This window comes from Flavobacterium sp. J27, assembly GCF_004303025.1.
GTDB lineage: Bacteria > Bacteroidota > Bacteroidia > Flavobacteriales > Flavobacteriaceae > Flavobacterium.
Window position 1 is genome coordinate 344,667 of record NZ_PJQW01000002.1, and the last position, 22,139, is coordinate 366,805.

Below are 22,139 nucleotides of genomic sequence, written 5' to 3' on the forward strand. Positions count from 1 at the left end.
TATATTGAATATTTGTGAAGCGTTTCCAAATTATTCTCTACAACCAACAAAAGAGGATATTTTCACAGGAAGCCCGCCATTAGGTTTTACTTTTGGTTTAGGTGGTTTGGTACTATTTCCTATGTATTTTGGAGCATCAACATTTTTAATTGAAAAACCAAGTCCTGACATATTATTGCAAGCCATCGAACAATTTAAAATTACCATTTGTTTTACAGCACCTACAGCTTGGCGAATCTTAACTAAAAAACTATCAGAATATGATGTTTCTAGCTTAAGAAGATGTGTTTCAGCTGGAGAAACCTTACCTATTCAAGTTTGGGAAGATTGGTACGCTGCTACTGGATTGAAAATAATTGATGGTATAGGTGCTACAGAAATGCTTCATATTTTTATCTCTTCCAATGAAGAAAATAGAATTCCTGGTGCAACAGGTTTACCAATTTTGGGATACGAAGCAAAAATAATTGATGAAAAAGGTAATGAACTACCTGCTAATCAACCTGGCCGATTAGCTGTGAGAGGCATTACAGGATGTAAATATTTAAATCGGGAAGAAAAACAAAAAGCTTATGTTGTGGATGGTTGGAACATTACAGGCGATATTTTTAAAAAGGATGAAAAAGGTTATTATTGGTTTGTAGCTCGAGGCGATGACATGATCATATCTTCTGGTTATAATATAGCAGCAATTGAAGTAGAATCCGTACTTTTAACACATGAAGCGGTTTTAGAGTGTGCTGTTGTAGGACTACCTGATACCGAAAGAGGTATGCTGGTATGCGCCCACATTGTACTCAAAAATAATTTTAAAGTATCAGATGAATTAGCAAAGGCTATTCAATTATGGTTCAAAGGAGTAGCTGCTCCTTATAAATACCCTAGAGTAATTCATTTTAGGGAATGTTTACCCAAAACAGAAACGGGAAAAATACAACGATTTAAGTTGAAATGAATTAGTTAATAGTAATTAATAAAGAGTGATTAGTGATTTTCTCATTGTCATTCTGAACAAAATGAAGAATCTCATAATTTAGATGAAATGAATAAACCCTTTATAAAACAAGAAAAAATACGCTTTAAGCATATCGATTATGCAGGAATTGTATTTTATCCCCGCTTTTTAGAAATGTTAAACGATTTAGTGGAAGATTGGTTTGAAGAAGCTTTAGAAAGACCTTTTTCAAAAATGCATGACACCAATGGTATTCCTACGGTAGATTTAAAAGTGCAATTTAAAAATGCGGCACGATTAGGCGAAATTTTAAACAAAAAACTTTGGGTAAAGGAACTAAAATCATCTTCGGTTAGTTGTGGTTTCCAATTTATCAACAACAAAGAACAACTTGTTTTAGAAGGAGAAGTTACTTTGGTAAACGTAACTATTTCAGAAGACAGAAATAGCATAAAATCAGCTCCATTTAATGAAATTATAAAGCAAAAAATTAATAATTATATTATATCATGAGAATTTTAGTATTAATCGCTTTTTTCGCTTTCAATATAAGTTTTTCACAAGAATTACCAACTTATAAAAAAGTGTATCCTTACGATGTGTATCAAAAAGATTGGGCATTGGTAAAAACAATTACAAACACCTATGGATTTATTGATAGAAATGGAAATGAATTAGTTTCTCCTATTTATTCTAAAATTTATCCTTTTAAAGAAGAGAAAGACAATAGAAAATATGCTCTAATTAAAAATGTAGCAGGTGCTTATGGCTATCTAAACCAAAACGGAGAAGAAGTCATTAAAGCAATCTATTTTAAAAAAGAGGAAGCCAAACAAAAATTAAATATAATTTTAAATGATCTTTAAAAAATTTAAAGCAGCAACAGTACAAACGGCTCCTGTTTTTTTAGATGCTGAAAAAACAATAACAAAAGCGATTTCCTTTATTAAGGAAGCTAGTAAAAATGGTGCCCAACTAATTGCTTTTCCTGAAGTGTTTATTGCTGGTTATCCTTATTGGAATTGGATTATGACACCTGTTCAAGGAAGTGAATGGTATGAAAAATTATATAAAACTTCAGTAAAGACTGAAGACGAAACGATGAAACCTTTATTTCAGGCAGCTAAAGACTATAATATTCACATCGTGATTGGACTAAATGAACGTGGTGATTCTTTTGGCGAAATTTACAATACTAACATTATTATTGACAACCAAGGTAAGCTCATTGGTAAACACCGAAAATTAGTACCTACATGGGCTGAAAAATTAACATGGACTTCTGGTGATGGTTCTTCTTTAAAAGTATATGATACAGAAGTAGGTCCTCTAGGTACACTAGCTTGTGGAGAAAACACTAATACGTTAGCGCGTTTTACACTTTTAGCACAAGGTGAATTAGTTCATATTGCTAATTATATTTCTTTGCCAGTTGCTCCACCAGATTATAATATGGCAGAAGCAATTAAAATAAGAGCAGCAGCACATTCATTTGAAGGAAAACTATTCACTATTGTATCTTGTTCCACAATTTCTGAAGAAATTAAAGAAGTCTTACGTAAAGAAGTGCCCAATGTAGACGAAGTTTTAACACGAAAAAATTCGGCTTTCTCTGGTTTTATTGGTCCGAATGGTGCTGTAATTGGCGAACCTTTAATTGATGATGAAGGTATTATTTATGCCGAAATTGATTTGTCAAAATGTATACAGCCAAAACAGATGCATGACATTCTAGGACACTATAATCGATTTGATATTTTTGATTTACGAGTAAATACGGCACCTACAAAAAAAATTACATTCATTAATGAAGCTAATGAATTTTATAAAAAATGAAAAAACGAGGAGCTGTAAACGCAATTTTAATCGTTTATAAAAATACTATTGAATCATTAATCAGAACAATAACTGAAATCACTGAAAAAGAACTAATTCAGATTATTAATAACAACCAAAAAGATGAAGATTGTTGTTCTATTCAGAATATTTTAGCTCATGTGGTAAGTTCTGGTTATAGTTATCTTAATTATATTCAAGTGTATCGAAAGGTTCCTTTTCTAAAACCAGAACGAATGATTCGCTCTTCTATTCAAGCATATCGTGAAGATTTGCATGAATTAATAACACAAACAGAAATCGTATTTGAAGAAATTTATGACAGAGATTTAGAACGATTTGAAGAAAATGAAAAAATACATACTAATTGGAAACAATATTATGATATAGAACAAATGATGGAACATGCTATTGTACATGTGATGAGACACGAACTTCAAATTAAAAATATTTTAAAAAATAATTTTAAATAAAAAATTATGAACGAAAACCATTCAGACGATCAATATGGTCGTGCAAGAGTACAAGACTCACCCGAATTAATGGCTTATTACAAAAAGCTTGAAAATCTTGGTGCTGGTGCTTTATGGACCGTTGCCAATGATATTGAACCTTGGGAACCTAAATCGAATTCGGTTCCTATGCTTTGGAAATATGATGATTTACGAGAATTAGTACTACAATCCTCAGAATTGGTTACCCCTGAACAAGCTGGAAGACGTGTGGTATATTTAGTGAATGACAAAAGAAAAGACGTTTCTGCAGCAGTAGGTTGGCTGTACACTGGAATTCAAGTTACGAAACCTGGTGAGTTTACATCTGCTCATAAACACAAAGCTTCTGCCCTACGCTTTATTATGGAAGGAGAAGGTGGTTATACCGTTGTAGATGGCAATAAAATTACTTTTGAAGTTAACGATTTTGTTATTACACCTAATTCGACTTGGCATGAACATGGTGTAAATGCCAATGGAAAGACTTGTATTTGGCAAGACGGTTTAGATATTCCCTTAGTGAATGCTTTAGAAGCAAACGATTATGCTGTTTTTGATGGCAAACAACCTTTGGATGTACCTTTAAATTATTCACCCATAAATTATGGTACTGCGGGTATCATTCCAGCTGATAAAGTTTGGAACAAACCCTATTCTCCTTTATTCAAATTTTCTTGGTCTAAAGTCTATCCTGCTTTGGTTGAAGCTTCAAAAAGCAATATAATAAATCCTTTTGATGGTATTTTTATGCAATATTCTAATCCTTTAACAGGCGGACATGTTATGCAAACTATGGGTGCAGCCATGCAATTATTACCTGCTGGATTTAAAGGAAAAGCACACAAGCATACGGGTTCATTTGTGTACCAATGTGCCAAAGGAAAAGGATATACCATAATTGATGGCAAACGATTTGACTGGAAAGAGAGAGATATATTCTGTGTTCCAAGTTGGGCATGGCATGAACATCATAATCTATCGGAAACAGAAGATGCTTGTTTGTTCAACTTCAATGATTTACCTGTCATTGAAAAACTAGGTCTTTATCAAGGCAAAGAATATTTAGAAAATAACGGACATCAACAATTGCAATAACAATTTCAATAGAAAAAATCAATTTAAATAAATAACATTGTGCTCCCAAGCGCAGTCGAAGGAAAAAATTAATAAAAATGAAACTACTTACCTACCAAACCAAAGATTCAGAACCAAGATTAGGCTTCTTACATGATAATTTAGTGGTTGATATGGAAGATTTTGGGAACATTTCCAATTTTCCATTACCAGACAATATGCTCGATTTAATCGATTTAGGTTTTGAAGTCATTTCGGAAATTACCGACCTAATTGCAGAAACTAGAGCTGTCGATTTTGAAGAAATTAGTTTACCAGCAAATGAAGTTACTTTCTTAGCTCCTATACCAAAACCTCGTAAAAATATTATCGGTATTGGTTTAAATTATACAGAACATGTAGCAGAAAGCGCACGAACTTTAGATACTTCAAAAGAATTACCACAACAACCCGTTATTTTTTCAAAACCACCGACTACAGTAACGGCTACAAATACAAATGTCTTACTGAATAGAAAATTAACCAATCAATTGGATTGGGAAGTGGAATTAGCAGTTGTTATAGGAAAAAAAGGAAAATATGTTCCAAAATCTAATGCTTTAGATTATGTTTTTGGATATACTATAATTAACGATATTTCTGCTAGAGATTGTCGTCGTTCTGGGCAATGGATCGTTTCTAAAGGGCAAGATACTTTTGCTCCCATGGGACCTATTTTGGTTACCAAAGACGAAATTGAAAATCCCCACAATCTAAATCTGTCTTTAACCGTTAATAATGTAGAAAAGCAAAATTCTAATACTAAATTTATGTTATTTAATATCAATGACTTAATTGAAGATTTGAGTACTGTTTTTACATTAGAATCTGGTGATATTATAGCAACAGGAACACCAGCTGGCGTGGGCGCAGGAAGAACACCACAAGAATGGTTACAAGATGGTGATGTTGTAAAATGTATGGTTGAAAAAATTGGATTTATAGAAAACACAGTAAAAGAAATAGAATAAAATTAATTATGAATAAATCACAAAAAGCAATTGAAGTATTTAACAGCTATGCAAATCTTTATGAAGAACGATTCATGAATTTCGATTTGTATAATGATACTTTTGATTTATTTTGTGAATCTATTGGAAAGAAAAATCCAAAAATTTTAGAATTGGCCTGTGGACCAGGTAATATTACTAAATATCTTTTAGAAAAACGACCTGACTTTATCTTTTTAGGTACCGATTTAGCTCCAAATATGATTAAATTAGCGCAAAAGAATAACCCTTCTGCCGATTTTCAATTGTTAGATTGCAGACATTTTTTACAATTGAATAAAAAATTTGATGGTATAATGTGTGGCTTTGGATTACCCTATCTTTCAGAAAGTGATTCTGTCCAACTAATTAAAGATGCATCCATTTGTCTCCATCAAAATGGAATCTTATATTTAAGTACAATGGAAGAAAATGAGGATAGAAAATCGGGATATAAAAAAGGAAGTACAGGAGACGAAATCTATATTTATTACCATCAAGAGACTTATTTAATTAAAGCTTTGCATAAATCGGGATTTAAAATTATTTCAGAAATTCGTAAAAATTTCCCTGAAAAAGATGGAACTTATACTACAGATTTAATATTAATTGCACAAAAATAAAATGATTAAGAAATATAAAATAGGACAAATTGTTCCTTCATCAAATATTACAATGGAAACGGAAATACCAGCTATTTTTCGTTCCAGAGAAACTATTTTACCTGAACGTTTTACTTTTCATAGCAGCAGAATGCGTATGAAAAAGGTTACTAAAGAAGAACTGGAAGCTATGGATAAAATGAGTTTAAAGTGCGCTCAAGAATTGTCCGATGCTCATGTAGATGTTATGGGATATGCTTGCTTAGTAGCTATAATGAGTATGGGAAGAGGCTATCATTGCGTCTCAGAAGTTAATTTACATCAAGAAACGGTTGCTAATGACTTCCCTACTCCTATTGTAACTTCTGCGGGTGCTTTAATTAATGGTTTAAAGGTTTTAGGTGCGAAACAAATTTCGATTATTACACCTTATATGCGGCCATTAACAGACAAAGTAGTCGATTACATTGAACATCAAGGTATTAAAGTAAAAGAAAGCATTGCTTTGGAAATTCCTGATAACTTAGAAGTGGCAGCTCAAGATCCAATGAATCTCTTGCAAATTTACAAGCAATTGGATTTAACAGATGTAGATGTTTTAGTAGCTTCTGCCTGTGTACAAATGCCTTCTTTGGAAGCGATTGATTTAATTCAGAAAGAATGTGGTATTCCTGTTACCTCTGCAGCAGTTTGTACTACTTATGAAATGATGAAAAAATTAAATATTGAAGCCAAATCAGCTATTGGTGGCCAATTATTAAACGGAAATTATTAAATTTTATAAAAATCGGAATTAGCTTTTAATATGCTATTTTTCTTTTGCAATCGATGCATAAAGCTAATTCCGTATTATCTGTGAATATTATACAAAAAGAATATTATTAGAGTATTTAATTCAAATTATATTTCTTTTTATAATCCATGGGCGACATAGACGTATATTTTTTAAAAATTTCTCGAAATGATTTGCTATCAGTATATCCTACTTCATACATGACTTCATTAATGGTTTTTAATCCATTTTCTAAAGCTTTCTTTGCGGCCTCAATTTTAACACGTTGCACATACTCTATTATCGTGTTGTTGGTCGCTTTTTTAAAACGTCTCTCTAATGTTCTTCGAGTTAAATTACTAAAGGTAGCCAACTCTTCAATGCTCATTTTTCTATCAAACTCAGATTCAATATAATCCTGAATTCTTAAAATATCTGGATCGTTATGGGAACGTTGTCCTTTAAAAATAGTAAATGCATTCTGACTTCTTCGATTAATATCTAAAAGAAAGAATTTTGAGATTAAAACAGCTGTTTCTTTATCGGTATATTTTTCTACTAAATGCAATAATAAATTCCAATAAGAAGTAGCTCCACCACTAGTATATAATCCTTTTTCTTCAGTTATAATTAAATCATTAACGACATTCACTTCAGGAAAAAATTGTTGCAATGTTTCTACGTACATCCAATGCGTAGAACAGGATTTATCATTTAGCAATCCAGTTTTAGCTAAAACAAAAGCCCCAATGCACAAACTAGCAATTTCTGCTCCTTTTTCATATTCCTGAACTAACCAAGGTATCAATTTTTCATTTTGTGCTAGAGCATCAGCCACATTCTGACCAATAGGTGGTACAATTATTAAATCGGATTGCGGTTTATCATCTAAAACAAAATCGGTATGTATCGCAACTGTGCCATGATTTAAAAGAACAGTCTTCGTTTCACCAACTAACTGTATTTTAAAAGGAATTTCTTTTCCATCTTTTATAAAAAACTGATTAATAGATGTAAAAAGATATTGTGAATCAACTATAGCAGCTGTAACAGCAGTTTTAGGAACTAAAATACTTATTGTTTTCATGATTTGTTTGTTGGTAAACAAATATAAAAACTATTGTCGCAATTAACCAATGGTATTGTCATAATTACACCTTTTTTAGTATAACAGAACTCATTAATTTTGGAATATTGAAAGCAACTAAAAATGGAATACTTTAATTTACAAACAGATAGCAATGCCTTTTGCGTAACTGCGAACACTTTTCCTGATGGCGTTTTAGAAGCCCATCAAGAGCTACATTCCTTTGTAACCTATAATTCCAATAGGAGTTATTTTGGTCTCTCTTATATCAATTCAAAAGGGGGTATTACTTATAAAGCAGTAGCAACAAAACTATTTCCGAATGAAAAAAACGAACATAAAATGGAACACATTACGCTTAAAAAGGGAACCTATCGTTGTAAAAAGGTAAATAATTTTAAAATTCTTTTTTTGAATTCCAATGAATTATCATTCTAAAATTACCTAACAAAAAATACATTTCACATGAAAAAACAAAAAATATTATTTTGGACAGCAACTATCCTAATTGGTCTTTTTGAAGGTGTTATGCCTGCATTAACGTCACAAACTGAATTAGCAAAAGAAGGAATAAGGCATTTGGGTTATCCTGCTTATTTTGGAAATGCACTAGTTGTTTTTAAAATCTTGGGAGTAATTGCTTTAATTATACCAAAAATTCCTTCCCGACTAAAAGAATGGGCTTATGCAGGTTTTACTTTTAATTTCATTTTTGCTATAATTAGCCATGCTGCAATAGATGGTTTTGGAATACAAACCTTTTTCCCTCTAATTGTTCTTTTTGTTTTGGCTATTTCTTACATTTATTATCATAAACTAAACAAACAAAAGTAATATGTCTTTTCAAGCGTACATCGATAACATTAAAGCAAAAACAGGAAAAAGTCCGTATGATTTTAAACAATTAGCTGAAAACAAAGGTTTTATAGAAAATGGCATTCTTGTAAAAACAGTAAAAGCAACTGAAATTACCAATTGGCTGAAAGAGGAATTTGAATTAGGACACGGACATGCCATGGCTATTTATGCTAGTTTCAAAGGAAAAACAGTTAACTTGTAAAATTTAAACAAAATGAAAGAACAAAAAATAACACCCTTCTTGTGGTTCGATGCTCAGGCAAATGAAGCTGCAACCTTTTACACTTCTGTGTTCCCTAATTCTAATATAGAAAGTACAAACCCATTAGTTACCGTATTTCAGCTCAATAATTTAGAATGTAATGCACTTAATGGTGGACCCATTTTTAAGTTTACCAATGCGATTTCTTTATTTATAAAATCAAATAATAGTGATGAAATAGATGCAATATGGAATAATTTAAAGCAAAATGGCACTATCTTAATGGATTTAGATGAATATCCCTGGAGTAAAAAATACGGCTGGGTAAATGATAAATATGGTTTGTCTTGGCAATTATTTCTAGATGGTGATCCATTACAAATTGTTCCTACACTTCTTTTTGTCGATGAAAAATTTGGTCAGGCAGAAGAAGCGATTACATTCTATTCTTCTTTATTTTCAGATTCAGAAATCCATTTTATAAGTAAATTTGATGGAGGTAATCCTAATGCTGCTGGAAAAGTTGAATTTGCAGAATTCACAATGGCAAACCAAAAATTCATCGCTATGGAAAGTCCGATGGAACATCATTTTGATTTTAATGAAGCTTTTTCTTTCGTAATAAATTGCAAAGATCAAGAAGAAGTGGATTATTATTGGAATGCATTTCTTCAAAATGGAGGTCAGGAAAGTCAATGTGGCTGGTTAAAAGATAAATTTGGAATATCTTGGCAAATTATACCCGAAATATTACCTCAATTGATGAACGACAAAAATCCAGAAAAAGTTGCACAGGTTACACAAGCCATGATGCAAATGAAGAAAATTGATTGTGAGAAACTACAAGAAGCTTATAATAATAAATAAAAAACAAAACATGATAGCAAAAAAATTTGAAGTAACAATTAACGCTAAAGCTGAAAAAGTTTGGGACGTTTTATGGAATGATTTAACTTACACGCAATGGACAAGTGTTTTTTGTCACGGTTCTTATGCAAAATCAGATTGGAAAGAAGGCAGTCGCATACACTTTTATTCTCCTGGAGGAAAAGGAATGTATAGCAATATTACAACTTTAAAACCCAATGTAGAAATGACTTTTAATCATTTAGGTGAAATTGATGATTTTAAAGAACTACCAAATGATGAAAAGGCATCGGAATGGAGCAATTCGAAAGAACAATATTTACTTAATGAAAAAAATGGCACTACTCATTTAGTAGTTAACTTAAATACGGTTGAAGAATATGCTACTTATTTTGATGATGTGTTTCCCAAAGCTTTAGCCATAGTAAAAGAAGTATCGGAGCGAAATTGCATTACCATAACCACAAAAATAAAGGCTCCAATTGAAAAAATATGGGATTATTGGAATCAGCCCGAACATATTACAAAATGGTGCAGTGCTTCAGAAGATTGGCATACTCCAAAAGCAGAAAATGATTTTGTTACAGGCGGGAAATTTGTAACAACTATGGCTGCAAAAGACGGCAGTTTTAGTTTCGATTTTTCGGGTACTTACACAGAAGTAAAAACCAATGAATTGCTTGCCTACACGTTAGAAGACAAACGCATTGTAAGGATAATCTTTGTTCCTATTGCCGATTCTATTGAAATTATAGAAACCTTTGAAGCTGAAAATCAGAATCCTATGGAAATGCAACAAACTGGCTGGCAAAATATTTTAGATAATTTTAAAAAATATGTCGAAAAATAAAGAAACTAAAGCAATACATACTGATAATCAAAAAGTAAGCCAACACATTCAACAATTAAATACAGAAACGGCTGTTATAGTTGAAAACATAAGACAATTCATTTTGCAAGCTCATCCAGAAATACAAGAAAGAATTAAATGGAACCATCCTTCCTTTTACTTTGCTGGTAAAATGGAAGATTTTGATCCAAAAGAATATAAAAGAGATATTGCAGTATTTAATTTATTTAAAAATAAGATTATTTTGGTCTTTCCAAATGGTGCTGAAATTGAAGACCCCTCAAATATACTAGAAGGTCAATACAAAGACGGTAGAAGATTGCTATATTTTTCAGATTTACAAGACACTCAAATTAAAAAAGATGCATTACAAAATTGTATCAAAAATGCAATTGATAACATTAAAAATAAATAAATTATGAAATCAAAAATCTTTATTAATCTACCTATCAGTAATTTAGAAAAATCGGTTGCTTTTTATACTGCTATCGGTTTTACAAATAACAAGCAATTTTCAGATGAAACAGCCGCTTGTATGGTTTTTAGTGACGAAATTTATGTGATGTTACTAACCAAACCTAAATTTAGTAACTTCATAACAAAAGAAATTGCAGACACATCAAAAACCGCTGCTGCTATATTATCTTTAGAATTAAAAGATATCTCTTCTGTAAATGAAATGGCTGAAAAAGTAATCCAAGCAGGTGGAAAAGAATTTGCAGAACCAAAAGATTATGGCTTTATGTTTCAAAGAAGTTTTGAAGATCTTGATGGACACAACTGGGAAATTTTTTACATGGATATGAGTCAATTTCCAACGCCATAAACATGAGTGTATCAATAACTGAGTTTATCCATACCTGTTTATCGTTTGATAAAGTTACAGAAGCGCCTCATTTTGAAAAAAAAAGTTTTAGAGTAAAAAACAAAATTTTTGCAACACTAGATGTTACAAATCAAAAGGCAACTATAAAACTAAATGAAATACAACAAAGTGTGTTTTGTAGTAACCCTATTTATTTATCACCAGTTCCTAACAAATGGGGAAAACAAGGCTGGACAATAATCCATTTAGAAAATATACCCAAAGAGATGTGTTGGGACGCATTACAAACTGCTTATCAAATTGTGAGCCAATAAAAAAATAATTCAGCTTATGAATAATTTCTAAACTATATCTTTTTTTTAAAATTTAGAATTATTTTTGAGCTGAATTTAAAAGAATGACAACTAAAATCTATTTTATAATTACATTTTTTTGCCTTTTTGGGCAAATGCAATTGTTTGGTATGGAAACAACTAAACAATGTGATTCTATTATTAAAGAAGGTGTGCAATTAATGTTTAGAAAAGATCATGTTGCTTCTTTAGAATTGCTTTCCGAAGCGAAAGAAATGGCACAAAAGAACCAATGGTACAAACAGCTTTTTCTGGCACAAAACAACATTGCTAATAATTATTATATGCTTCTAGATTATGGAGAAGCTTTAAAACAACACCTCGAAAGTTATAAAATTGCCAGTAAATATTTAGACGATACCCAACTCATGATTGTTCTAAATAACATTGCCATTTTGTACAGTAAAGAAAAAAAGTATGCAAAAGCGAATGCTTATTTCAACAAAGCTTTTATTCTAGCTGAAAAATATAAAGATTCTTTAAAAATGGGTATGTATGCCATGAATTTAGGACTCTTAGCAAATGAACAGAAGCAATTATCACAAGCCAGAAAACATTTAAATCAAGCGTTAGAATTTGCTACTATTCCAGAAGTAAAGATTCCTACTCTTGTAGGTCTATACCAAAATGATTTTTTACAAGGAAATAATCTACAATCGAGATCTGAAGCTGAAAAATTACTCACAAATTTAAATAACGAACCTAATAACGATAACCGTATCGAACTATCTTTGCTTATTGCTAAATGCTATTTAAAAGAAAATAATTTAGCCAAAGCACTCCAATGGGCAAATCATACTGTTGCTGAAAAACCAGATTTGGAAAAAAAAATAGAATTATACGATTTGTTTGCAACCATTTATTTCCAGCTTACATCTTACGGAATAGCTTTTCAATATAAAGATTCTATCACACTTTCTACTTCAAAATTGAATACAATAAAAAATGGAAAATTATTTGAAAGTAGTGAGGTTAAATTTCAGATTCAAAATTATAAAGATAAGCTACAAGAAAAAGAAATTAGACTTAAAAGCGAAAGAAAACTCTTTTATACTATTCTTATTATCATTGTTTTTGCGCTCATTATTTTATTATTGATTTTTAGAAATTATTCGATAAAAACTAAACAAAAAGAACTTATTGCAAAGAGAGAACAACAAGTAACAGCTTTTAAATTGGAAAAAGAAATAGCTGAAAAATCATTATTAGTTGAAAAAGAAAAAACAGCGCTTTTAGAACAAGAAAGTTTGAAAAACGAAATTCAAATTAGAAACCAAAGAATCTTATCGAGAGCTCTTTACATTTCTGGAAGAAACCAATTGTTACAAGATATTATAAAATCATTTACTTCATTACCTAATATAAATGAAAACGAAACGATTATCAAGAATATAAAAGCTTTGGAAGAGCATTTAAAAACAGATGACGATTGGGACAATTATGTTCGCCACTTTGATGAAGTTAATCAAGGTTTTATTCAACGATTAACCCAAAAGCACCACGATTTAACGGCTACAGATATTCGTTATTTATCATATGTGTATATGAATTTGGACACCAAAGAAATAGCCAATATGCTAAATATTACACCCGTGGCTTGCAGAAAAAGAAAAGAAAGAATTGAAAAAAGATTAGCATTACCCGACACCATTTCTTTGAATGTATATCTCTTAAGTATTTAATTCTTTTTAATAGATAATCATTACTTTTTTAGTAAATGTCACAATTTGTTTACAACAATGTCACAATTTGTCACGCTTTACAAAACCCTTGCTATGCTTAGCCTTGTTACATTTGTAAGACACATTTAAAAAAATTGTTATGAAAAAAAATGTACTACTATTCTTTTTGAGTTGCACTTATGCGTTAGTTGCTCAAAATCCACAAATTCAAGGAGACGTAATGCTTTGTCCATGGACTAATGGAACGGCTTCTGTAACCAATCAAACTTACGATACCTATCAATGGTATTTTAAATATTGGTTTACTTCAGACCCTTATACTGCTATTGCTGGAGCTACTTCTGAATCTTTCACCTATGATTGGTACACCTATGATCAAGCCCTTTTAAAAGTAGTGGTTACCTCAGGAGGAAATACATATGAATCAAATGAAATTCAAATTGATAGCTATGCTTGGACTAGTTTGGTAATTTATAATGAAATGAATTCAACGGTATCTGTCGATGGAAATAACGGTAATTTTCTATTGTGCCAAGGTGGTAGCTTCAACAACACGATTAATAGTCCTTATGATACCAATATTCAGTGGTATAAAGATGATGTTGCTATTCCAGGAGCAAATGATATTTCCTATGTAATTACAGAACCAGGAAGTTATTATGTTGTGGCAGCACCAGAATTTTGCCCAAATAGTAGCAGTAGTAATCAAGGGTTACCCATGATTGTGGAATGGGATACTAATTGTAGTTTGAGCATTGAAAACCCTACTTTTTCTAATTTAGTAACTCTTTATCCTAATCCAGTAAAAGAAACACTTTTTATATCTGTTTCCGATAATAGTGTTATTCATGACTACACTATTGTAGATAATTTAGGTAAAATTTTAATTCAAAAAACAATTGGAATCTCAAATAATACACTTTCTGTTAATACAAATAAATTAGCCGTAGGTTTTTACACACTTATTTTAAATGGAGATTCTGGAAAAGCTATCAAAAAATTTATTAAAGAGTAATAACGCTGCTAAACCAACACACTAAAAATAAAAGCCCTCGCAAATAATTTCTTGAGGGCTTTTAAAGCTAACAACCAAAAACTGTCTTTAAGTACCTATATATTGTACAATTCCATTATTCTTTTGCATTTCTTTAAAATTATCGCTAAAACTTACATATAAACCACCATCTTCATGTTCTAATTGCAACATAAAGTAAGAATGGCTTTCATTCATAGCTTCCTCAAAATCAACATCTTCATCTTCAATATCAAATTCAAAATCTTCATCAAAACCAAACATTTCATCATTTAATAATTCTTCTTCAAATGGGCGTCCAAAAAAACGACTTTTGGAATGACTTCCAATAAACTCAAATTCTTCTTGTCCCATTGTTTTGGCTACTTTATCTAAAAAAGAAACTGCTAACGCTTCGTGCAATTCTCTGAAACTATGATAACTGCTTAACACTTCTGGAAAAGCAAAGTAAAAATTTGGTTTGAAAGTAAGTTGGTAAACCTCATTCGTTAAAGAATGAAGCGCTTTTTTAGGTTTAAATGGATAAGCGGTTTGTACTAATTCACTCGTGTTTTCTACATAAAGCACACTTGAATTTTCACAAGTTTCATCAGCAAAAAGATAAAGTATCCCTGTTTTAGGTAATGCCTCTTCAAGATCAGCAAGAGCAACTTCTTGAAAATTAATCTGTGCATAAAAGTACTGCTTTTTCGGCCAATTAAATTTTTTAGGCAGATCGGGTTCACCACCAAAACGCGATGTACCTAGTTTAGTTTCTGTAATTTTTTCTTTATTAATTTGAATGATAAATTCAAAATTACGAGACAGACTTTCATAATCAATTTCAAGCTGATATTCTTCTTTTAATTGGGCAACCTTATCATCATTTATTTGAAATGAACGAAGTATTGTGTCTATTTGTTCTGATAACATAGTATCTCTTTTTGCTGAAATGATTTATATAAATTATTTCAGCAAATTTTAGATTTCTATTGAAATAAGACATCACTATTTCTAATGATTTTTAGATTTTAAATTACAAATTAGTGTTTTTTCTTTGAAGTAATTTATATTTTAAGACGTCTTTAGTAAAAATAGTATTTTGTGTGTTCAAGTAATTCAATTCGGTTGCCATGTCTGGTTTTCTATCTATATATTGCGATACAATTTCATAAGAAATATTTCGAATCGTTTTGTTTGTCTCTTTGTTTCTACCAAATTGTTTTTTTATCACTTGGAAAAAGACTTCTTTATTCGTTACATCTGTTTTTGTATTGTAAACTAATTGAATTTCCTCTTCCATTTTTTTTTCTTTTCCTAAATGTTGAAAATAAGTGGTTAAACATTCATTTGCTTGTATTTTTTTATCCCAACCCTCTAAAAGTAACTTTTGAGCTGCTTTCTTATCTTTTAATTTAGTTCTCAACAATTGTGATGCTTTTATAAATTGTTTACTATTAGTATGTTCTTCTACAGCTTGATTATATGCTTTATCGGCTTCTACCCTATTATTCAAACAAACATACATATCTCCTGTCTTTTCAAAATAATTCAACTCCTTATAAAGGTTTAAGGCATCATGATAAGCTTTGCCTTTTTCAAAACAATCTGCCGCTTTAGGCTTATTTTTTAAATACTTTAGTTGAATTGTTGCTGCTTCTAAATAATATTCTCCTTCATACAAAACATTTGCTGCTGCAAAATTATCTTTTAACAGTTTCATATAAATATGAGCCGCTTTTTTATGCTCTTTATTGTTAGTATACTCTTGTGCTAAATCGCGATACTTTTTTTCAATTGTGTTGAAAACATTATGCTCTAAAAGAGCACTCGATCCCGAATTATTTTTTGTTGCAGAATTTGATTCAAAATTAAATTCTTTTGAAAATGCTCTTAGAAAAACGAGTAATAAGAATCCAATAAAAACAGCGCCAAAAAGTGATAAGAAAAAATCACTTGTTGTTAAATATGTAGCAGAAAACAAAGCATAAAATAGTCGAATGACTAATAATATGAAAACAACATCAAATACTTTATCTTCAAAAGATTTATTATTTTTCATTTTTTTCTTTAAAAATTATTCCATCTCTATTAAAAAGACGATAAATTAGTATCGCTATAAAAATAAGAACCAATAGTACATGCCAATTAAAAAGACCAAAAGTGTGATAGAAATAACTCAATAAATAATACACTGTAAAAATTAAAATAATTAGCATCAGTATTTTAAAAATGGGTGCAATATTTCCACTTAAATCAAGTTTCGATTGCTGAAACAAACGAAATAAGATCAACCCAATTGCAATTCCAAAAACAGATAATACAAAAATATCAGACGACTTATTATCTGCGGATTTTAATGATAATTCTTGAAATGAATTAATATTATTTTGTATTAAAAAATAAATCAAATAAAAGACTAACGATATAATTATTCCAGAAATAAGCACCATTGTAATTTTATTAACAGCAGATGATTTAGATGGTTGTGATGTATTTTTACTGTTCAATGTAAAATCTGAAAAACCAAAAAATCCTGAAAAACCACGATAATCATTAAAAAAACCATGCCCAAATTTAAATGTACCTAATTGATTACCTCTAGCTGTTCCAAGGGTGTCGAGAGGAATAGCATATTTCATGGCTAATTCTGGGTTTTTATCCATAAATGCTAAAAATTTTTCCATCTCCTTTTTATTTCCTTCCATCAGTTTTTTCATATTAAAAGGCAAATTGTCTAGTTTTTCTTCGTCTGTTAACGGATTTTCTAGAGATTCTAACAATGCTTCTTCATCATATTCTACATGCAGTGATTGTAATTTTTTAGGAATATAAACACTAGTATTTGGTTGTTTAATTTTTACATTAATCTTACGCGTATTGGCTACTAAATCTATCCAGTTTATGGTTTCAGTTAGTTCTACCAAACCTATTTCTGGATGTAGAAAATGCTTGTTTTCTCCAAAAATTGTAGTCATCTCATCCTTTGTTATAAAAGGGAAAAGAACCGAAAAACCTGGAATAAAAATTTGTCCTTCATAACATTGTACATACTGGTGTTTGTGTGTCTTTTTGATGGTATCAATTGGCATAACCACCAAACATCCATATAATTCATTGGCAATTTTACTCGGAATGGCGTAAGAAGAATACAAACTAATTTCAATATTTAATTCTTGCAAACAAGACAACCATATCAAAGGAGAATTTCCTTTAATAAGAATACCCGATAAAGGATATTTATTTTGTTTATTAGGCTGTAATGTTAACTTCATGATCTAAAATATGTTGTATAAAAGAGATATAATACTTGTCGTGAAAATTTTGAGTTTCAATGACTTCTAAATTGCTTCCCTCTGGAAGAAAATAAGGATTACCAGTAAATACTGTATCTGTGGCTAATGCGGAAGGCATTTCAATTACAAATGGTATAAATATTTTAGGAATAGTGGTATCACTACTCTTTAATTCTAAAATACCATTATTAACTGTAATACTACTTCCATCAGAAGAAACAAAATGTGTCGTTTCTATATAACAAGTCGCTCCTAAATTTTCTAAATCTATTTTTATTTTTTCAGCTTCTTCAAAAGTTAAATTTTCTCTTATAGGAAACATCTCTTTAAAATTGATTTCAGATTTTTTTAAATTCATAACTGTAAAAAAATATTGTACCAATTTTGCTCTATTGGCTCCATATTTTTTTAAAATTAAGGAAACTCGTCTATCCAATCGTATGTTCTTTGCTCCACGATTTACTTTTGAATAAGAAATAAAAGTATTAGAATATATATGATATCCATTGATTACTAAACTAGACGTATAATTATGATCTATTTCTACCGACTTTAGGTTGTTAAAAATGGTATATTTATTATTATTTCGCTTATAATCAGATACAAATTGTCGTTTTCTTATTTCATAATTTTTAAAATACCCTTTTACGGTTTCATCAGAAGTTACGATACAATCAAAAGTATCTGTTATTCTATAAAAATGTTCTCCATCAGTTATATAAATAGTCTCTTGAAAGGTAAAAGGTCGTATTATTTCTTCAGTATGAATTGCTATTTCTTTTGTAATTATATTTTTTTGATTTACATCATACAATTGAATAGTATTTTTTTCATGTAACCAATTAACTAAAATTAAATTAGCATTCTTTTTTAAAATAGCATATTCTCCTAAATAAAAAGGAATATGATTTCCTAATTTCTCAAATCCTTTTTTAAATTCTTTACTTTCAAATTCATATAAGTTCGTGTTCAAAAAAAGATAAAAAGTTTCTTCATAATGAAAAATATTTTGATAGGTCCTTTCCACCGGATATAAAATAGGTACTCCACTTAAACCATTACGATTTATTCTTTTTCTTGTATTAAGTTTAGGAACATTTCTCCATAATTCATCTAATGGTAATTGAATTGTTTTAACATGGTTACGAACTCTATTTTTTATCTTATATGTATTTATAGATCCCACTTCATCTGTTGTTATAATAAAATTTATTTTGTCATAATTCTCATTAAGAACATTTTGAAATGAAATAGATTCCAAATTTTCATAAGTGGTTAAAATAAATAATTCTACTTCTCCTAAACTAGTGTATTCGTTATTTAAAAAAAGCTGTAATCCTTCTGTACCATCTAATGCACTACTCAACTGTCCTAAACTTTGGGTAACCTGAAAAACAGAATCCAAGTTTAAATTGATATAATTGTTTCCAAAAGCATAAACCACACACTCAATATCGGTTTTTGGATGTTTCATAATGGCTAAAGCTGTTGCAAAAGCTATTGTCTTTGGGTTTCCCCAATTTTTTAAAGAAACATCTATTAAAAGGATTCTTGTTTTCTTGTTATCTTGAGGAGGAATTTCTCTCTGAATAAATAGTGCTTCATTATTTGCCAAACGAGATAAAAATAAGGTATCATCATTAGCAAATTCTGATAATAGTAATCTATCAAAATCACCTTTGTTAGTTAAATCCGAAACGCCTCCCATTGGCTGTTGACTAGGTACATTATGATGAAAAGGTATATTTAAACCTGACCAAATACGATGAATTAAACTTCCTACATGAAAGGTTGTCATCTCCTGAATTAATTCGTCAATAAAATCCGTAGGTTTATTTGATAGTTCTGATTCTGAAGTTATTTCTTCAATTAATTCCTCTTTTTTATCTAGTTCAGGTAAAGCTGTTAAGGCTTTTAATAATGACTCTTTTGTTGGATATGTTTGCTTTAATAACGCTATGGTTCTAAAATCTTTTACAAAAGTTGCCTCATTAAAGGAAATTTCGTTTTGTTGTGTGAAAAAGGTATTAGATTCTTTTTTAAAATCATAAATTATTTTTTTTGCCAACTGACTTCCTACTCTATTATGACATTTTTCAAAAATAGTTTTAAAAAGCAAAATACGTTGATCCCCAGATTTGTAAATTTCAGGTAATTCAGATAAAATCTTTAAAAAGTCGAAAGCAGCTCCTGTGCGATACAAATTAGCGTTGGGAAATTCACTGGTTCGCTCCTTACTTTTTGCATAATGATGTAACTTAACTAAAGTAGCTTCACTATTTTGATTTGTTGCAATTATAGCTAATAACAAAGCACCAAAAGGCGGAATACTTTCATCTGAAAGTAATTCTAAAATTTCGACAACATGATTGGTATAAGCAATTGTAGAACCGTCAAACATTTCAATAATTGAATAGTTGTCGTCTAATTCATCTGCAGAATTAGTACAACGCCAAAAGTAATCTTTATGGGGTTGGTAATATTTACTAAAATCCATTTCTTATTTTTAATCATTTACCGTTAGTCTAAACGAACTAATAGTCAAAGGTTTGCAAGCTTCTATTGGTATTGAAAGATATGTATTGTTGTTTTGAAACAAAATAAGCTGATCATGCTCAGGACATAATTGCTCTTTTATAAAAGGAAATAAAATATCAAATTCCATCGTGTAACCCGTTGGGAATAAAAAATTATCTTTTTTCCAATATGTTTGTGCAGAAATGGGTAATAAAGGTGTTCCTAAAAATAACACACTGTCTTCAATAAGTACCCATTTTAAGTTTTGCAATCGAACTTGTGGTAGTGTTTCAATAAAACCTTTTACGGCATCTATTTTTGTAATTAAACCAAAGGCTTGTTGTTCATGATCACTTTTTATCATCTGTAACTTAATCTTTTCCTGAATACCAAAATAATTCATGTTATATTTTGGTAAAACAATAGGTAAAGCATTACAAATTGGCATCCATAACAAAGCTGATGCTATTTTTTTACTTGGAACCAGTTTACCAATTCGAAATAACAGATTTTCCTTTAATTCATAGATAATACTGTTCGGTATTTGACTTAAGGTTGCTTCCTGAATTTGAGCAGGAGTAAATCCTTTTATATAGACAATTTCGTTATAAAAAGCCAAAGTAAGATGACTCCAATGACGTATAGGAGCTAAATATTCTAAATCTTTTTTTTCTATTTCCAAATAATACATCATGCCATAGTTTTAAGCATTTTTTGCCATAATTGTTCAATTTCATCTTGAACAAATTTTTTCTGCTCAGGATTTTTAATCCAATCGCATCGTGTTTGTACATAACGAAGCTTATCTTTTATAATATTTTGTTCTTCAAAAGATAAGGTAGTATTGGTCCATTTATCTGATAAATATTTTACTTCTTTCATTACTTCTTCAGCATCAGGAACTTTATTATAAGTGGCTTGCGGATGCGCTTTTTCACTAGTATCTTTCTCTATAATATGATTCACAATACCTTCCAAGACTTCCATTTGTTCTTCGGTATCCCAAATGTATTTTAAAACCCATAAATCAGATAAAATAGCACTATTTCTGCCACATATAAAGGCACTAGCTGCAATTAGGTTTTGAATTTTAACCGCCCTTCGATCGGAAACACTAATACCTGCATTTCTCAAAGAATGAACTATATCAACATATTCTTTCCTTATGGGTGCTAAATCTACTTTTCTAGTTTCTACTTGTAGCAAACGGATGTCATCTGCGGCAATAGTTGGTGCATTCTCACGTGTATTATTTTCTAATTTCCAACCGGCTAAAAGTACTTCGTTTAACAAATCTGGATCTACATAATCACATTTTATACGAATTAAAAAACGGTCTAATAAGGCATTCAGCGCTTCGTCTTCTGGCAATAAATTACTAGCTCCAACAAACATTAAAGCGGGCAATTTTTTGGTTTCTTTACCTCTTCTAAATATCTTTTCATTTAATGCCATTAATAAACTATTTAAAATAGCCGAATTAGCATTAAAAATTTCATCTAAAAAGACCATTGAAGCTTCAGGCATCATCGCTTCTGTATTAGTAACTAATTCCCCATCTTTTAATTTTCGAATATCAAAAGGTCCAAAAATTTCATTAGGCTCAGTAAAACGAGTTAATAAATATTCGAAGTTTTTTCCATCTTCAATGCCGTTTGACAAGGCTCTTACAATGGCACTTTTGGCTGTTCCTGGAGGTCCTAATAAGAAAGCATTTTCTCTGGCTAATAAGCTTATACCAAGTAAATCTACAATTTCATTTTTACCAATGAAGGTTTCTTTTATATGTTTTAAAAGGGCGTTTAAATTATCTAGTGTGTTCATTTTT

The 22,139-nt window shown here is 30.3% G+C and carries 26 protein-coding genes; 19 read left to right on the forward strand and 7 right to left on the reverse strand.

The genetic code is table 11. From position 1 onward, the window contains the following. From CX675_RS20110 to CX675_RS03655, 9 genes are all read left to right on the forward strand, one after another. On the forward strand, positions 1–955 hold a 955-nt coding region (locus CX675_RS20110), incomplete at its 5' end, for an AMP-binding protein (protein WP_240723584.1). A gap of 87 nt (positions 956–1,042) precedes the next feature. Next, positions 1,043–1,468: a thioesterase family protein gene (locus CX675_RS03620; RefSeq protein ID WP_130733852.1), complete on the forward strand. Its 426-nt coding sequence runs from the start codon at positions 1,043–1,045 to the stop codon at positions 1,466–1,468. After that, positions 1,465–1,821 (forward strand): WG repeat-containing protein, encoded by a 357-nt coding sequence (locus CX675_RS03625; RefSeq protein ID WP_130733853.1) that lies wholly within the window; start codon positions 1,465–1,467, stop codon positions 1,819–1,821. Before CX675_RS03620 ends, CX675_RS03625 begins: the two co-directional genes overlap by 4 nt. Beyond that, positions 1,811–2,791 (forward strand): carbon-nitrogen hydrolase family protein, encoded by a 981-nt coding sequence (locus CX675_RS03630; protein WP_130733854.1) that lies wholly within the window; start codon positions 1,811–1,813, stop codon positions 2,789–2,791. Before CX675_RS03625 ends, CX675_RS03630 begins: the two co-directional genes overlap by 11 nt. Continuing rightward, positions 2,788–3,264, forward strand: coding sequence for a DinB family protein (locus tag CX675_RS03635; protein WP_130733855.1), 477 nt, complete (start codon positions 2,788–2,790; stop codon positions 3,262–3,264). Before CX675_RS03630 ends, CX675_RS03635 begins: the two co-directional genes overlap by 4 nt. Positions 3,265–3,270: 6 nt before the next feature. Next, entirely contained in the window at positions 3,271–4,380 is a 1,110-nt protein-coding gene (locus tag CX675_RS03640; protein ID WP_130733856.1) for a cupin domain-containing protein, read from the forward strand. 77 nt (positions 4,381–4,457) lie between these two features. After that, positions 4,458–5,369, forward strand: a complete 912-nt coding sequence (locus tag CX675_RS03645) for a fumarylacetoacetate hydrolase family protein (protein ID WP_130733857.1) — start codon at positions 4,458–4,460, stop codon at positions 5,367–5,369. A gap of 8 nt (positions 5,370–5,377) precedes the next feature. Further along, complete coding sequence (locus CX675_RS03650; RefSeq protein ID WP_130733858.1) at positions 5,378–6,010, forward strand: class I SAM-dependent methyltransferase; 633 nt, start codon at positions 5,378–5,380, stop codon at positions 6,008–6,010. A gap of 1 nt (position 6,011) precedes the next feature. After that, complete coding sequence (locus CX675_RS03655; protein WP_130733859.1) at positions 6,012–6,764, forward strand: Asp/Glu racemase; 753 nt, start codon at positions 6,012–6,014, stop codon at positions 6,762–6,764. 115 nt (positions 6,765–6,879) lie between these two features. Here CX675_RS03655 and CX675_RS03660 read toward each other — a convergent pair whose 3' ends face one another. Beyond that, positions 6,880–7,848, reverse strand: coding sequence for a GlxA family transcriptional regulator (locus tag CX675_RS03660; RefSeq protein ID WP_130733860.1), 969 nt, complete (start codon positions 7,846–7,848; stop codon positions 6,880–6,882). Positions 7,849–7,971: 123 nt separating this feature from the next. Here CX675_RS03660 and CX675_RS03665 point away from each other — a divergent pair, with 123 nt between their 5' ends. The 10 genes from CX675_RS03665 (at position 7,972) to CX675_RS03710 (ending at position 14,501) form a co-directional block, all read left to right on the forward strand. After that, the gene (locus CX675_RS03665; protein ID WP_130733861.1) at positions 7,972–8,286 is read left to right on the forward strand and encodes a hypothetical protein; all 315 of its coding nucleotides are present in this window, start codon (positions 7,972–7,974) and stop codon (positions 8,284–8,286) included. Between the two features lie 27 nt (positions 8,287–8,313). Further along, positions 8,314–8,682: a DoxX family protein gene (locus CX675_RS03670; RefSeq protein ID WP_130733862.1), complete on the forward strand. Its 369-nt coding sequence runs from the start codon at positions 8,314–8,316 to the stop codon at positions 8,680–8,682. Between the two features lies 1 nt (position 8,683). Continuing rightward, a complete protein-coding gene (locus CX675_RS03675) occupies positions 8,684–8,908 on the forward strand; it encodes a DUF4287 domain-containing protein (RefSeq protein WP_130733863.1) in 225 nt (74 codons plus the stop codon). A gap of 12 nt (positions 8,909–8,920) precedes the next feature. Next, positions 8,921–9,775, forward strand: coding sequence for a VOC family protein (locus CX675_RS03680; RefSeq protein ID WP_130733864.1), 855 nt, complete (start codon positions 8,921–8,923; stop codon positions 9,773–9,775). Positions 9,776–9,785: 10 nt separating this feature from the next. Then, on the forward strand, positions 9,786–10,625 hold the full coding sequence (locus CX675_RS20310) for an SRPBCC domain-containing protein (protein ID WP_130733865.1): 840 nt from the start codon (positions 9,786–9,788) through the stop codon (positions 10,623–10,625). Continuing rightward, positions 10,612–11,040, forward strand: a complete 429-nt coding sequence (locus CX675_RS03690) for a DUF1801 domain-containing protein (protein WP_130733866.1) — start codon at positions 10,612–10,614, stop codon at positions 11,038–11,040. Before CX675_RS20310 ends, CX675_RS03690 begins: the two co-directional genes overlap by 14 nt. Positions 11,041–11,043: 3 nt before the next feature. Then, positions 11,044–11,451: a VOC family protein gene (locus CX675_RS03695; protein WP_130733867.1), complete on the forward strand. Its 408-nt coding sequence runs from the start codon at positions 11,044–11,046 to the stop codon at positions 11,449–11,451. Positions 11,452–11,453: 2 nt separating this feature from the next. Next, on the forward strand, positions 11,454–11,765 hold the full coding sequence (locus tag CX675_RS03700; RefSeq protein ID WP_130733868.1) for an MmcQ/YjbR family DNA-binding protein: 312 nt from the start codon (positions 11,454–11,456) through the stop codon (positions 11,763–11,765). A 149-nt stretch (positions 11,766–11,914) separates the two neighbouring features. After that, positions 11,915–13,486, forward strand: coding sequence for a tetratricopeptide repeat protein (locus tag CX675_RS03705; protein WP_165395964.1), 1,572 nt, complete (start codon positions 11,915–11,917; stop codon positions 13,484–13,486). Between the two features lie 139 nt (positions 13,487–13,625). Continuing rightward, positions 13,626–14,501 (forward strand): T9SS type A sorting domain-containing protein, encoded by an 876-nt coding sequence (locus CX675_RS03710; protein ID WP_130733870.1) that lies wholly within the window; start codon positions 13,626–13,628, stop codon positions 14,499–14,501. An 87-nt stretch (positions 14,502–14,588) separates the two neighbouring features. On the opposite strand, the gene CX675_RS03715 is transcribed toward CX675_RS03710, so the two are convergent. The 6 genes from CX675_RS03715 to CX675_RS03740 form a co-directional block, all read right to left on the reverse strand. Continuing rightward, positions 14,589–15,431, reverse strand: a complete 843-nt coding sequence (locus CX675_RS03715) for a DUF1963 domain-containing protein (RefSeq protein WP_130733871.1) — start codon at positions 15,429–15,431, stop codon at positions 14,589–14,591. A 103-nt stretch (positions 15,432–15,534) separates the two neighbouring features. Beyond that, positions 15,535–16,560 carry a lipopolysaccharide assembly protein LapB gene (locus tag CX675_RS03720; RefSeq protein ID WP_130733872.1) on the reverse strand — a complete coding sequence of 342 codons (1,026 nt, stop codon included), beginning with the start codon at positions 16,558–16,560 and terminating at the stop codon, positions 15,535–15,537. After that, positions 16,550–17,773 carry a hypothetical protein gene (locus CX675_RS03725; protein ID WP_130733873.1) on the reverse strand — a complete coding sequence of 408 codons (1,224 nt, stop codon included), beginning with the start codon at positions 17,771–17,773 and terminating at the stop codon, positions 16,550–16,552. Before CX675_RS03725 ends, CX675_RS03720 begins: the two co-directional genes overlap by 11 nt. Then, entirely contained in the window at positions 17,751–20,291 is a 2,541-nt protein-coding gene (locus CX675_RS03730) for a hypothetical protein (RefSeq protein WP_130733874.1), read from the reverse strand. The genes CX675_RS03725 and CX675_RS03730 overlap by 23 nt, the downstream gene beginning before the upstream one ends. Before the next feature lie 9 nt (positions 20,292–20,300). Continuing rightward, positions 20,301–21,005, reverse strand: a complete 705-nt coding sequence (locus CX675_RS03735; protein ID WP_130733875.1) for a hypothetical protein — start codon at positions 21,003–21,005, stop codon at positions 20,301–20,303. Beyond that, positions 21,002–22,135: an AAA family ATPase gene (locus tag CX675_RS03740; RefSeq protein ID WP_130733876.1), complete on the reverse strand. Its 1,134-nt coding sequence runs from the start codon at positions 22,133–22,135 to the stop codon at positions 21,002–21,004. The genes CX675_RS03735 and CX675_RS03740 overlap by 4 nt, the downstream gene beginning before the upstream one ends. Between the last annotated feature and the right edge of the window lie 4 nt (positions 22,136–22,139).

Excerpts from the sequence above, each read along its gene's own strand:
- CX675_RS03620 (WP_130733852.1), top strand. The coding sequence starts at position 1,043 with ATGAATAAACCCTTTATAAAACAAGAAAAAATACGCTTTAAGCATATC.
- CX675_RS03625 (WP_130733853.1), top strand. The coding sequence starts at position 1,465 with ATGAGAATTTTAGTATTAATCGCTTTTTTCGCTTTCAATATAAGTTTT.
- CX675_RS03630 (WP_130733854.1), top strand. The coding sequence starts at position 1,811 with ATGATCTTTAAAAAATTTAAAGCAGCAACAGTACAAACGGCTCCTGTT.
- CX675_RS03635 (WP_130733855.1), top strand. The coding sequence starts at position 2,788 with ATGAAAAAACGAGGAGCTGTAAACGCAATTTTAATCGTTTATAAAAAT.
- CX675_RS03640 (WP_130733856.1), top strand. The coding sequence starts at position 3,271 with ATGAACGAAAACCATTCAGACGATCAATATGGTCGTGCAAGAGTACAA.
- CX675_RS03645 (WP_130733857.1), top strand. The coding sequence starts at position 4,458 with ATGAAACTACTTACCTACCAAACCAAAGATTCAGAACCAAGATTAGGC.
- CX675_RS03650 (WP_130733858.1), top strand. The coding sequence starts at position 5,378 with ATGAATAAATCACAAAAAGCAATTGAAGTATTTAACAGCTATGCAAAT.
- CX675_RS03655 (WP_130733859.1), top strand. The coding sequence starts at position 6,012 with ATGATTAAGAAATATAAAATAGGACAAATTGTTCCTTCATCAAATATT.
- CX675_RS03660 (WP_130733860.1), bottom strand. The coding sequence starts at position 7,848 with ATGAAAACAATAAGTATTTTAGTTCCTAAAACTGCTGTTACAGCTGCT.
- CX675_RS03665 (WP_130733861.1), top strand. The coding sequence starts at position 7,972 with ATGGAATACTTTAATTTACAAACAGATAGCAATGCCTTTTGCGTAACT.
- CX675_RS03670 (WP_130733862.1), top strand. The coding sequence starts at position 8,314 with ATGAAAAAACAAAAAATATTATTTTGGACAGCAACTATCCTAATTGGT.
- CX675_RS03675 (WP_130733863.1), top strand. The coding sequence starts at position 8,684 with ATGTCTTTTCAAGCGTACATCGATAACATTAAAGCAAAAACAGGAAAA.
- CX675_RS03680 (WP_130733864.1), top strand. The coding sequence starts at position 8,921 with ATGAAAGAACAAAAAATAACACCCTTCTTGTGGTTCGATGCTCAGGCA.
- CX675_RS20310 (WP_130733865.1), top strand. The coding sequence starts at position 9,786 with ATGATAGCAAAAAAATTTGAAGTAACAATTAACGCTAAAGCTGAAAAA.
- CX675_RS03690 (WP_130733866.1), top strand. The coding sequence starts at position 10,612 with ATGTCGAAAAATAAAGAAACTAAAGCAATACATACTGATAATCAAAAA.
- CX675_RS03695 (WP_130733867.1), top strand. The coding sequence starts at position 11,044 with ATGAAATCAAAAATCTTTATTAATCTACCTATCAGTAATTTAGAAAAA.
- CX675_RS03700 (WP_130733868.1), top strand. The coding sequence starts at position 11,454 with ATGAGTGTATCAATAACTGAGTTTATCCATACCTGTTTATCGTTTGAT.
- CX675_RS03705 (WP_165395964.1), top strand. The coding sequence starts at position 11,915 with ATGGAAACAACTAAACAATGTGATTCTATTATTAAAGAAGGTGTGCAA.
- CX675_RS03710 (WP_130733870.1), top strand. The coding sequence starts at position 13,626 with ATGAAAAAAAATGTACTACTATTCTTTTTGAGTTGCACTTATGCGTTA.
- CX675_RS03715 (WP_130733871.1), bottom strand. The coding sequence starts at position 15,431 with ATGTTATCAGAACAAATAGACACAATACTTCGTTCATTTCAAATAAAT.
- CX675_RS03720 (WP_130733872.1), bottom strand. The coding sequence starts at position 16,560 with ATGAAAAATAATAAATCTTTTGAAGATAAAGTATTTGATGTTGTTTTC.
- CX675_RS03725 (WP_130733873.1), bottom strand. The coding sequence starts at position 17,773 with ATGAAGTTAACATTACAGCCTAATAAACAAAATAAATATCCTTTATCG.
- CX675_RS03730 (WP_130733874.1), bottom strand. The coding sequence starts at position 20,291 with ATGGATTTTAGTAAATATTACCAACCCCATAAAGATTACTTTTGGCGT.
- CX675_RS03735 (WP_130733875.1), bottom strand. The coding sequence starts at position 21,005 with ATGATGTATTATTTGGAAATAGAAAAAAAAGATTTAGAATATTTAGCT.
- CX675_RS03740 (WP_130733876.1), bottom strand. The coding sequence starts at position 22,135 with ATGAACACACTAGATAATTTAAACGCCCTTTTAAAACATATAAAAGAA.